This window comes from Streptomyces sp. NPDC059454 (genome assembly GCF_042749965.1).
Classification (GTDB): domain Bacteria; phylum Actinomycetota; class Actinomycetes; order Streptomycetales; family Streptomycetaceae; genus Streptomyces.
The window spans coordinates 1-10972 of sequence record NZ_JBHYVC010000040.1 but is presented as its reverse complement, the minus strand read 5'-3'; the positions used below and the strand labels follow the sequence as shown (position 1 = coordinate 10972).

At 68.7% G+C, this 10972-nt stretch carries 12 protein-coding genes and 2 pseudogenes; 6 read left to right on the top strand and 8 right to left on the bottom strand.

The window, feature by feature from the left end; all coding sequences use genetic code 11:
- Positions 1–175: 175 nt before the first annotated feature.
- On the bottom strand, positions 176–781 hold the full coding sequence (locus tag ACFXAE_RS24365) for a lytic polysaccharide monooxygenase (RefSeq protein WP_384718495.1): 606 nt from the start codon (positions 779–781) through the stop codon (positions 176–178).
- Between the two features lie 767 nt (positions 782–1548).
- On the opposite strand from ACFXAE_RS24365, the gene ACFXAE_RS24360 reads away from it, so the two are divergent.
- Positions 1549–2319: a calcium-binding protein gene (locus ACFXAE_RS24360; RefSeq protein WP_384718410.1), complete on the top strand. Its 771-nt coding sequence runs from the start codon at positions 1549–1551 to the stop codon at positions 2317–2319.
- Between the two features lie 554 nt (positions 2320–2873).
- Positions 2874–3215 carry a DUF5713 family protein gene (locus ACFXAE_RS24355; protein WP_384718408.1) on the top strand — a complete coding sequence of 114 codons (342 nt, stop codon included), beginning with the start codon at positions 2874–2876 and terminating at the stop codon, positions 3213–3215.
- 34 nt (positions 3216–3249) lie between these two features.
- On the opposite strand, the gene ACFXAE_RS24350 is transcribed toward ACFXAE_RS24355, so the two are convergent.
- From ACFXAE_RS24350 to ACFXAE_RS24335, 4 genes and pseudogenes are all read right to left on the bottom strand, one after another.
- Complete coding sequence (locus ACFXAE_RS24350; RefSeq protein ID WP_384718406.1) at positions 3250–3441, bottom strand: hypothetical protein; 192 nt, start codon at positions 3439–3441, stop codon at positions 3250–3252.
- A gap of 202 nt (positions 3442–3643) precedes the next feature.
- Positions 3644–3826, bottom strand: a complete 183-nt coding sequence (locus tag ACFXAE_RS24345; RefSeq protein ID WP_384718404.1) for a hypothetical protein — start codon at positions 3824–3826, stop codon at positions 3644–3646.
- A gap of 8 nt (positions 3827–3834) precedes the next feature.
- Positions 3835–4169 (bottom strand): annotated as a pseudogene (locus tag ACFXAE_RS24340) (IS6 family transposase); the annotation flags it as partial.
- A gap of 88 nt (positions 4170–4257) precedes the next feature.
- Complete coding sequence (locus ACFXAE_RS24335; RefSeq protein WP_384718402.1) at positions 4258–5397, bottom strand: PucR family transcriptional regulator; 1140 nt, start codon at positions 5395–5397, stop codon at positions 4258–4260.
- 86 nt (positions 5398–5483) lie between these two features.
- On the opposite strand from ACFXAE_RS24335, the gene ACFXAE_RS24330 reads away from it, so the two are divergent.
- The 3 genes from ACFXAE_RS24330 to ACFXAE_RS24320 are packed head-to-tail and all read left to right on the top strand — an operon-like array spanning position 5484 to position 7909.
- On the top strand, positions 5484–6539 hold the full coding sequence (locus ACFXAE_RS24330) for a ferredoxin reductase (protein ID WP_384718400.1): 1056 nt from the start codon (positions 5484–5486) through the stop codon (positions 6537–6539).
- A 7-nt stretch (positions 6540–6546) separates the two neighbouring features.
- Positions 6547–7665 carry a fatty acid desaturase family protein gene (locus ACFXAE_RS24325; RefSeq protein WP_384718398.1) on the top strand — a complete coding sequence of 373 codons (1119 nt, stop codon included), beginning with the start codon at positions 6547–6549 and terminating at the stop codon, positions 7663–7665.
- Between the two features lie 58 nt (positions 7666–7723).
- Positions 7724–7909, top strand: a complete 186-nt coding sequence (locus tag ACFXAE_RS24320) for a DUF6207 family protein (RefSeq protein ID WP_384718493.1) — start codon at positions 7724–7726, stop codon at positions 7907–7909.
- On the opposite strand, the pseudogene ACFXAE_RS24315 reads toward ACFXAE_RS24320, so the two are convergent.
- The 3 genes and pseudogenes from ACFXAE_RS24315 to ACFXAE_RS24305 all read right to left on the bottom strand — a co-directional run bounded on the left by ACFXAE_RS24315 (position 7833) and on the right by ACFXAE_RS24305 (position 10031).
- Positions 7833–8969: pseudogene (locus ACFXAE_RS24315) on the bottom strand (lipase). The gene ACFXAE_RS24320 and the pseudogene ACFXAE_RS24315 sit on opposite strands and share 77 nt — an antisense overlap.
- Positions 8970–9039: 70 nt before the next feature.
- On the bottom strand, positions 9040–9588 hold the full coding sequence (locus tag ACFXAE_RS24310; protein ID WP_384718396.1) for a YciI family protein: 549 nt from the start codon (positions 9586–9588) through the stop codon (positions 9040–9042).
- A 140-nt stretch (positions 9589–9728) separates the two neighbouring features.
- Entirely contained in the window at positions 9729–10031 is a 303-nt protein-coding gene (locus ACFXAE_RS24305; protein ID WP_384718394.1) for a hypothetical protein, read from the bottom strand.
- A gap of 613 nt (positions 10032–10644) precedes the next feature.
- Between ACFXAE_RS24305 and ACFXAE_RS24300 the strand changes: the two genes are divergently transcribed.
- Positions 10645–10972: SpoIIE family protein phosphatase (locus ACFXAE_RS24300; protein ID WP_384718392.1), on the top strand; the 328-nt coding region annotated here is incomplete at its 3' end.

Below are 10972 nucleotides of genomic sequence, written 5' to 3'. Positions count from 1 at the left end.
GGAGCCGCCCCCGGGGCGACTGCCGCGCTTTGGGTTTTGCCCAACCCTGGCGCGCGGGCCCCCCGGGGGGGGGTGGTGCACAAACGGGTCCCCGGCCCCCCACGGAGCTCGGTCGGCCGGGCGGCGGGTCACCGGCGCCCGGCAGAGGCCGGTGCGGTGTGCGGCGCTCTCCGGCTCAGCCGAAGTTCACGTCGCTGCACCACATGTAGGCCTGGTCGAGGTGCGAGGCCTGCCAGATCACGAACAGGATGTGGTGTCCGGTGTAGCCGGAGGTGTTGACGTTGAACCTGATGTCCTGCGCCGGGGCGAAGCGGCCGGTCTGCGTGATGAAGTCGAGGTTGCCCCAGCCCAGGGTCTGGGTCTTGGGGTTGAAGCCCTGCTTGCTCACGTAGACCCTGAAGTAGTCGGCACCGTGGGATGCCTGGTCGTACAGCTGGACCGTGAAGTTGTTGCTGATGCTGGTCGTCTTCCACTGCCCGGGCTTGTTCAGGCTGGCGTTCCTCGAGAGGTTGTTGCTGCAGAGCGTCCCGTCGGGGGTCCGTGCCTGGAACTGGCCACCGAGGCCGTCGCGGAGCGCACTCATCCAGTTCCACATGGTGTCGGGATTGGCCTGGAATGCCTGATAACACATGGGGTCTTCGGTCTGCATGGCCGGGCTCGTGTGGTTGCTGCCCCACGTCTTCCAGCACTGGTACGCGCGGGAGGCGGGGTTGATGATGGTGCCGTGAGCCTGGGCGGGGGTCGACCAGGCCAGTGCGCCGACAACCACGGCGAACACCATGACGAGCGCCTGGAGAGGCCGGCGGAGGGACGACCGCGAACGCTCGGTCAAAGGATTCTTTTTGCGCATGTGGGGGAACTCCTTCCAGTTGCAAGACTGTCATGGGAGCGCTCCCAAAGGTACGTCTTCTGAACGAAATGTCAATGAAGCAAACGGAGTTGATTACAGGGGTGGGCGGCGAGCGGAGAACCTGCCGTGAGCCGTGAGCCGTGAGCCGGAACCGTTCCCGGGACCGGAAGGCGAGGACGCGGCCTGGACCGGTGTGCGGGGCGATACCAGGGAGGGGCGTTCGCAGCAGGGCGACGGGACCTGGTTCTGGCGTGAGGACACTCCCGCCACGTCCGGAGCGGCCAGGGCCTCGACGAGCTCCTCCCGGTCGATCACCCGACGCTCCAACACCGCTTCCACCTAGGCGAATCCGGCCGCGATTCGTTCCGCCTGAGGGCGAAGCTCCTCCGCCCGCACCCGGGCAGCCGCCTTCCGCTCCTCCGGCAATCCCAACCATCGACCGCGTCAGCCGACCCACCTTCGCTGAACCAGAATTGAGCCGGCGAACCCTGTCACGGCGACACCGGGAACATGCCTGACCAAAGAAGCCCAACCATCACATACGGAGGGACATCGGCTTACCGCGACGCCGCGTCAATTCGCGGTCTTGCGGATCCGGACCAGCAGGGGAGACTGCCTCTACGACCGGGTCCGCCCGCTCCCCGGCAGCACCACGCCAGACAGGTCGGTCCACCGTCACTCCACCGGGATGAGATTTCATGAACCGAAACCGAGCCGCCGTCAGTGCGGTCGCCGTGACCCTGTTCACCGCCGGCCTCGCCGTCGGCCCGGCAACCGCCGCCACCGCCGCCGAGGCGAAGGCCCGCGTCGGAGCCGACTGGGCGACTCAGTCGATCGTCTTAACCGCCGCTGCAGGACAGACCAACAACCTCAGCATATTCTCCATGTACACCAGCGACGGGATCCGGCGGATCGGCTTCAGCGACGTGGTCCCGCTCGAACCGGGCGACCACTGTGCGTACTCCAGACCCGAGGACACCACCTCCGTCGTCTGCGAATTGCCTGCCGACAGCCCCCGGCCCGACAGGATCGACGTCTTCCTCGGCGACGGCAACGACACCATCGCCGCCTTCACCCCCGGGATCGGCACCGTCAGCGGCGGCCCCGGCGACGACGAACTGCACGCCCACACCGCACGCACGGTGCTGGGTGACGCGGGGAACGACATGGTCATGGGACCCGCCACCCTGCACGGCGGCGACGGCATGGACCACCTGATGGGGGACGGCAGCAACCAGCAGATGTGGGGCGGTCGGGGCGACGACATGATCGAGGGCTACGGCGGTGACGACACCGTGCACGCCGGCCCCGGCGACGACCACGCCATGGGCGGGGACGGCCGCGACATCGTCCTCGGCGGCCCCGGCAACGACACACTGGACGGCGAAGGCGGCGACGACCTCGTCTGCGGTGGCACCGGAAAGGACGCCCTCGAAGGCGGACCCGGCCGCGACATCGTCCTCCCGTAAGTGCGCCTCCATGCCCGAAGGCCCCGGCCCGCGGCGCGAACAGCGTCGCGGGCGCCGAGCCACCGCCGTCGGCGACCCGCCACCCGAGCCGCGTCAACCGCGAACGCCGCAGACGGCAGGTCCCCGCACGACACGAGGTGACCCGGCGGAACCGGACCGTCGAACCTGTCGGCCGACACGGGCGCGAGTCTCCACATCGCTCGGCCCACCCGATCCCGTGGAGACCCGGCAGGTCGACCGGCAGGGGATCATCGCGGTGGGCCGCTGCGTCCATCGGATCGGGGACCCAACCCGGTGAACCTATGCGGTCACAGCACCAGTAGGGCTTGGTCAGGTTCGTGTCGGTGTGGGTGTGTCGCGACGGCGGGCGGGACATCGGTACAGCGGCACCGACGAGCAAGCAGACACACCACTCACGAGTGAAGATGACCAAGTCCCCTATGCCTGTTGTGGAAGTCCTGGTCGCCCAGGACCTGGCGGCCATTGAGGGCGTCATTGTCAGTGGTGCTGTGCATGATCGGCGCGTCAGCTTTTCGCGGAAGTAGGGGAGTGCCGTGCCGATCACGAACCAGCAGGTAGCGAGACACGCGTTCTTGCGGCAAATGCACGACGACTCGTACTTCCCTGGTCACGTGGTCGGCCGGGGGAAGGCGATTCTGCTGCGGCTGTGTGAACGCGTTGAGGCCGAGCGGCCGTCGGACCTGGAGAGCCTGTATGCACTCACCCAGGCTGCGACAGAGGAGTTCAACCTGCTGGACAGGGAGTTCGTGGCGGCCGGGAGCGGGATCGAGACGGTGGCGCGGGAGTGGATCTGTGACGAGTTCTGCTTCGTCGCGTCGGCATACGGGTTCACGGAAGCGAATGCGGAGGAGCTGACCGCCGGCCGGGACTGGTGAACGAGGGCGGGAAGACCACCTCCGACCGAAGCCGTTAGGTGGGAGCCGCGATCAGCACAGCCGCCTCGTAGCGGACGGCGAGCTTGCCGTACCGCGTGGTGACAGCGCGGTGGCGCTCGAGGCGGTTGCACGCCTGGTCGGCCTTGTCCGGGATGGTGCATCGGATCCTGCGTCGGCGCGGGCGGGCGCGGTTTCCGCAGGAGACGTACGCCTTGCCGGCCCGCACACGGTCGGGGCGGACGCGCGGCCGCCCGCTCCAATGCGGGGCACGTGGACCTTGCCGGCGCAGGCTCGAACTGCGGTGAGTCCCCGCGCTGTCCTGCCGTGACCACGATCGCCATAAGTTTCCGAGGCGTTGCCGACTTGTCGGGTGAGGTGTCGGGTGATGGTGTGTCAGGGCACGATGGAGCCGGGGTTCGGCTCCGTGTTCAGGGTGCGGTGAGCAGGCCGACGGCTCCGGTGATGTGGTTCCAGACGGTGAAGCGGTGGTGCATTTCAGTGCGGTGGTCGGTGGCGGTCATCAGGTGGCGGCGGGGACGGAAGTGGGGTGAGATCCCGCTGAACGCCGACAGGAACCGCTGGGCCGCGCCGGCGGAGCGGCAGCCCTTCATCGCCCGTTCGTGTCCCGGCGGGACCGGACGAGGACGTCGAGCACGTTGCCGTCCTGGTCGACCGCCCGCCACAGGTATGGCCGTTCCCCGTTGATGGTGACGAAGACCTCGTCCAGATGCCACTCGTCGCCGGGCCAAGGGCGTCGGCGCCTCAGCTCACGGGCATATTCGGGCTCAGACTTCGCGCACCACTGCCGGATCGTCTCATGTGGGAGACGACCACGCCGCAGGCGAGCATGAGCTCCTCGACCTCGCGGAAGCTGAGCGGAAAGCGGTGGTACAACCACACGCAGTGCGCGATGATCCCCGCCGGGTACCGTAACCCCTTGTACGACGGCGCCACGGCGTTCCCTCCCGGTGCCCAACGACCCGAGAATCGTCCCAGGGACTCGGCCCGCCAGCCAAGTTGACAACGCCCGAGGCAGTACTCGTCAGCTGACCCGAAGACCGACCGCCAGCGTCAGTTCAAGGACCCGGTGTGGCGATGCGAGATCCGGAAACAGCTCCCGCAGCTGCGACATCCGGTACCGGACTGTCTGGGGATGGACGAACAACGCCGCCGCCACCTCCTCCCGCCTGCCCTGGTGCAGCAGCCACGCCCGCAACGTCTCCTCCAGTCGCCGTGCGGTCGCGACAGACAAGGTCCGCAACGGTGCGAGGGCTCGGGCACGCAGGTCTGCGAACGCCTCCATGTCGGCGCTCAGCACCAGCTCGGGCAGGTGGTCCTCGGTGTCGCGAATATCAGAGGAGAGGGAGCGCGCGCGTACGGCTCGTGCGTACGAGGCGGACGCACGAGTCCATGGCCGGGCCGGGCCGACCACGGCGGTGCGGTCGGTCAGCTGCCTCAAGAGATGTGACCGGTCCGCATCGGGGACGAGCAGCACGCCGGTGGCGTCCGGCAGATCGTCGAGGACGAGGGTGCTCGGGTCGAGCGCGCGGTAGGCGGGCCGAGCCTGGGCGGCGGGCAGCAGGACCGCGGTCAGCGAAACCGGAGGCTGCCACCCGGCCCGTTGGACAGAGGCCAGCAGCACGTCCGGGCTCGCGTCGGCGAGGAGGTCGCGGGCCAGGTGTTCCAGGTGGCGCTCGTGGGCCCTGCCCCGGGCGGCCAGTTCGTCGGCGTGACCCGCGGCGCTCGCGGCGGAGAGCTCGTCGATGTAGGCGAAGGTCAGCTCGGCGAACTTGGCGACCTCGGCGGCGGGCAGGCCTGCGGGCACGGCACCCGATGCCAGGCATCGCCAGGCCACGCGGGCGCCGACGCGGTAGGCGCTGAGCAGGGCGTCCATCGAACGGCCGTCGCGGACCTCGCCACGACCCAGCTCGTAGGCCGCGTCGCCGGCGTCGCCGCCTGTGGCGTTCCCGCTCGCGAGGTCCAGGTAGTGCCCCAGGGCGGTGCGGACGGCTCGGCGGATGGTGGCGCCCATGTGGCCCGAAAGGGCGTTGGCGTAGGAAGGGACCTCGTCGATGATCGCCTGGACGACCTCATCGGCGGTGGTCTTCAGCGCGGCCCGAAGTGCGGTGACCGTCGTCTCATCCAGGGCCAGTTCGCTGGCCCTCCGGATTGCATGGCTCACGTTTTGTTCCCTGCGAACAATTCAATCGACCAGATTTACGTCCTGCGGTCAGGACTTTACGCCTTGAGGCGCAGCAAGCTGGAGTCATGACGAGTACAGCCCTGCGCAGCAGGGCGTGGAAACTGCTGGAGATGGTCACGACGCCGCTGCTGCCGTCGGATTACCTCGACCTGGTCAGCCCACTGCGTGCGGGCGCCGACCTGCGTGGGCGCATCGAGGCCGTGCACCCCGAGACGGGTGACGCCGCGACTGTCGTGATCAGGCCGGGACGGGGCTGGCGCGGCCACACAGCCGGTCAGTACGTGCGGATCGGGGTCGACGTCGACGGGGTGCGCCTGTGGCGTGCCTACTCCATCACCTCGCCGACAAACCGCCAGGACGGCCGCGTCACGATCACCGTGAAGGCGATCCCGGACGGCAAGGTCAGCAACCACCTGGTCCGCAGGGCGAAACCGGGCACGCTGATCCAGCTCGACCAGGCGACCGGTGACTTCGTGCTGCCGCAGGCCAAGCCCGCCAAGGTGCTCTACCTGACGGCCGGCAGCGGCATCACGCCCGTGATGGGCATGCTGCGCGACACCGAGTTCGACGACGCCGTCATGGTCCACTGCGCGCCACGGCCGCAAGACGTGATCTTCCGCAACGAACTGCACGACCTGGTCACGGACAAGAAGCTGCGGCTCTTCGAGGTGCACACCGCCACGGACGGCATGCTCGACATCGCCCGTCTCGACGAACTCGTGCCCGACTGGGCCGAGCGCGAGACCTGGGCCTGCGGGCCCGCGGGCCTGCTCGACGCCGCCGAAGAGCACTGGAGCGAGCACGGCGTACAAGAGCGCCTGCACACCGAACGCTTCCGCCCCGGCATCGTCGTCGCCGGCGATGGCGGCGAGGTCACGTTCAGCGTCACCGGCAAGACCGTCGACGCGGACGGTGCCACGCCGTTGCTGGACATCGGCGAGGAGGCCGGCGTGCTCATGCCCTCCGGGTGCCGCATGGGCATCTGCTTCGGCTGCGTCACGCCGCTCAAGGCGGGCGCCGTCCGCGACCTGCGCACCGGCGAGATCACCGAGGCCGAGCCGGGCGTCCTCATCCAGACCTGTGTGTCCGCCGCTGCGGGCCCCTGCGACATCGAACGGTAGGAGCACCTTGACCGCCATTGACCCCACCGCCCACCTGACCGCGGAGCAGATCGAGGAGCTCGGCCGCGAACTGGACGCGATCCGCGACGAGGTGATCGCCGACCGCGGCGAGAAAGACGCCGCCTACATCCGCAAGGTCATCTCCGCGCAGCGCAAGCTCGAGCTGGTCAGCAGGGGCGTGCTGCTGTTCTCGATCTTCCCGCCCGCGTGGCTGATCGGCACCGCCGGACTGTCCGTGGCCAAGATCATGGACAACATGGAGATCGGCCACAACATCCTGCACGGCCAGTGGGACTGGATGCGGGACCCGAAGATCCACTCCACCACCTGGGAGTGGGATCACGTCTCGCCGGCCGACCAGTGGAAGCACTCGCACAATGAGCTGCACCACACCTACACCAACGTGATCGGCAAGGACAACGACCTCGGCTACGGCATCATGCGCGTCGACGAGGACCAGAAGTGGCACCCGTTCCACCTCGGCCAGCCGCTGTGGAACTTCATCAACGCCTGCTTCTTCGAGTACGGCATCGCAGCGTACGACCTGGAACTCGGCAAGAACCTGCACAAGCGCCGCCGCAAGAACCCGGAGTTCCGCGCGCGGGCCAGGGCCGTGGGCCGCAAGATCCGCAAGCAGGTGCTCAAGGACTACGTGATCCACCCGCTGCTGTCGGGTCCGTCGTTCCTCACCACGCTCGCCGCCACGTTCACCGCGAACCTGGTCCGCAACATCTGGACCCACTCGGTGATCATGTGCGGGCACTTCCCCGAGGGCGTACAGGTCTTCGAGCGCCGGTCGATCAAGGGCGAGACGCGCGGCCAGTGGTACCTGCGCCAGATGATGGGCTCGGCGAACATCAGCGGCAGCAGGGCCATGCACTTCATGACCGGCAACCTGTCGCACCAGATCGAACACCACCTGTTCCCGGACCTGCCGAGCAACCGGTACGCCGAGGTCGCGGTGAAGGTGCGCGCGCTGTTCGAGAAGTACGAGCTGGAATACGTCACCGGCCCGCTGCCCAAGCAGGTGTTCTCCGCGTGGCACAAGGTCTTCCGGCTCTCGCTGCCGAACAAGAAGCCCAAGGCCGACACGCCGGACCGCGAGCAGGAGCTCCTCGCGGCCTGATTCCCGGTATTGGTTCAGATCTTTCGGCCGTACCGGCGGCGCCGCCGGGTTCGGTGAGATCCGTTGCGGACGGTGGGCGACCGCGACGTCGGACCGTACGACACGGAATCCGGAGCAGCTCAGTGTCCGGCTGTGCTGCCTGGACGTGCGCCAGGAGCTCAGCACACTCAGCGGAAGGGACCGTCGGTCGCGAAGGCGTGGACTGCAAAGCGCTTGCCCATTCGACGGTATGCGGCGGCGGTGAGGTGAAGGCCGCCGCCCAGGTCTTCTGCCTCGTCCGGCCGAGCAGCTCGCGTCCGTCGAGATGGTGGAGGTGGGGATCGGACGCCCGTCGTGCCGCAGTGGTCCGGGCCGGCTCGGCACGGACCACCGCCAGCGACAATGCCCCGCCGGCCACATCGGCCGGGCCGCCCAGGGCAGCGAGCCTGCCGTCCGGGCCGGTCGCGGTCGGGCCGAGGGCCTCCTCCGGGGCCGGACAGCTCACCGGAGAGATCAACAGCAGCGGGGTGTCCGGGTGTCCGTCCCGGATCGTGTCCAGGAATCCGTGTACCGCCGGACCGAACGTCCGCAGCCGGAAGGCGGACAGGCTCACGATGTTGATACCCACCTTGAGGCTGATCAGGTCGGCGGGCGTATCGCGGAGCGTCCGGGCGACACAGGGGTCCGGCAACGCGTTGCCCGCCTGGCTGAGGTTGATCACCTCCACTCCTTTGAGCGCAGCTGCCGTCACCGGCCAGGTCCCGGTCGGGCCGTCGGCCTCGATGCAGTGGCTGATGGAACTGCCGTGGTGCACCCAGCGGCGCCGCCCGTCCGGCAGCGGTCCAGTACGTCGCCGTCAGCGCGCAGTGCCACCAGTTCCGTCGGGGTCTGCCGCGGCAGCCACAACTCGACGTCCTTCATGCCGGCCGGCGGCCCGGCGAGCCGTACGATCCCTGGCTCGCCCGGGATGAGTCGCTGTACGGCCCCGGGGCCCGCCATCCGCGGCACATTGCCCACCGGCGCCTGCTGACGCCGGGCCAAGGCGCCGTCCACCAGCAACTCCAGCATCCCGGTCGGGCGAGGGGGAGGTCTGAGGCGAGCTGGCCGGTGGAGGTGAGTACCTTGAACTCCACTACGCGCGCATCAGCGCGGAACACCAGCCGCACCCCCGAGGGCATCACGGTCACCCGGTAGACCGACGGGTCCTGGTACTGCTCCTTGGCCCACGCGGACAACCGACGCGGCATCACCCCTGCCTGGGTGATCCCCAGGCCCAGCGCGCCCCGTGACTCCACCGGCCCGCCCACCAGTGGAACCGCTCGCATCGCCACCGTCACCGCTGCTGTCCCAGGTCGATGTGGTCCGGAGATGACATCAGCCCGGTGCCTTCGTGGCTCATCGACGCCCTCCGAACTCCCAGTCGTGGACCTCGATATCCGCGTACCGGTCCGGATTCAGGACGGCTCGTGCCGTGTCCGGATCCGGAGCCCTGAGCAGCACCGCCGTACCCAGCCAGGTGTCGCCGTCGTCGGACAGCAGCGGCCCGTACGCGACCAGCTCGTCCCGCTCGGGCGGCAGGGCAAGGTCGGCGGCCGGACCCTCGCCGAGGCCGAGCACCAGGTACCGGTTGCCATCGGTCCGACCACCGGGGAAATCCCACATGGTGCGCCCCAGCACGTTGCGCCACCGGCGCAGCAGCACGTCCCGGTACGCGCCGGCCTGATAGTTGGGCTCGTCGAAGGCGAACGCGCGGGCGGCGGCGGGATCGGGCAGGTCGACGATGTGCACGCTGCCGGTGGGTGTTTCACCGTCATCGGCGAAGGTCGGGCCGCGAGCGATCAGCTCCTTCGCGTACCGGTCCATGTAGAACCAGTGCTCCTCCAGCAACTCCTCGCGCAACGCGAGGGAACCCGGCCGATCACGGTGGTAGCAGAAGAACTCCATGACCACAGACCCTTCCCTACCAAGTGCAGCAGCTCAACCAGCTTTCGGCGACGATGACCCCGCTCTCCGAATGAGGCAGCATTCCGCGATCACCTGGGTCTGTGCGGCGAAGGACGCCTCAGCCTCGTGATCGATGGCGTTCAGGCGCTGCCATCCCCGGCCTTGGGGATGGGCATGGATGAAGCCGAGCCCGCAGGCGTGCTCGGCCGCGAGGGCGGGGCGCGCAGGAAGCAGGCGCTGGTGAAGTCCACCGTGCCGTGCACGATCCGCTCGTCCTCCCGCGGCAACACCACCTCGGCGAGCAGCGCGGTGGTACGGCTGGTGCCGGTACTCGGCCGCCACAGCACAAAGGCGCAGTTCTCCTGCCCGTCCGTACGACGTAGGCGGCCGGTCAGGCGCTGGGCGACCTCGCTGGTCGTCGCGACCGAGGAACGGCTGATCATGCGGAGGGTCCGTTCTCCAGCTGCGCGAACAGGGAGCGCAGGTGCCGCAGATGGCCGTGGACGGTGCGGTCCTGCGCCCAGTCGGCGGGCGGCCGGCTCCAGTGAGCCCTCGCCAACTTGAAGTCGCAGGTCAAATGGCTGGTGTGAGGGGATCTCGGGGTGCTCACACTGGTTGTGGGCGGCAGGCTGTGGGGGAGATCGTCTGGCCACTCGACTTCTGGCCCTCAGGTGTCGATGCTCTGGTAGACGGGTTCGGAGGCTGCGATCATGGGTGAGCCATGTTCATTCGCCCGTGAGGTGATCTCTTGAGGAAGGTGGCACTGCGTCCTCACGCATTGTTGCCTCGGCAGTACGACCATCAGAAGGTTCTGGCGACGACCGTGGACGCCTGGCACCTTCTCGCTGCGCATCGGCGACCACCTCATCGCCACGGACGACGGCCCGCGCAGTCGCGCCGAGGTCCTCGCCGCGATCAGGAACCGGTTGCTGAGCTAGGCAACCGACACGATGTCCGTATCGTTCGTATGAGATCCCGTGTGTGATCCAGCCAGGAAGGCTCCGGCGCCGCCCTCGTCCGAACGGTGGCCAGTGGGAGGCCGTACGGTTGTCACCGGTGATCGTCACCCTCCTCATCGCCGGTCTGGCGGTCTCCACGCCGAGGGAGATCGCCTTCAGCCGCCTGCTGCCCGCGGCACCCGCCCTCGCCGCCGTCACCCTGGCGGCCCAGGGGCAGGCCCGGATCGGGGGCGACTTCTACGAGGCCGCCGGCACGCCGTACGGAGTCCGGCTGCTCATCGGCGACGTGCGCGGCAAGGGCCTGTCGGCGGTGGGGGCCGCCTCCGCGGCGATCAACTGCTTCCGGGAGCACGCGTACGACCAGCCCGACCTCAGGGCCGTCATCCGGCGGCTCCAGATCACCATGTCCCGCTACAGCGCCGCGG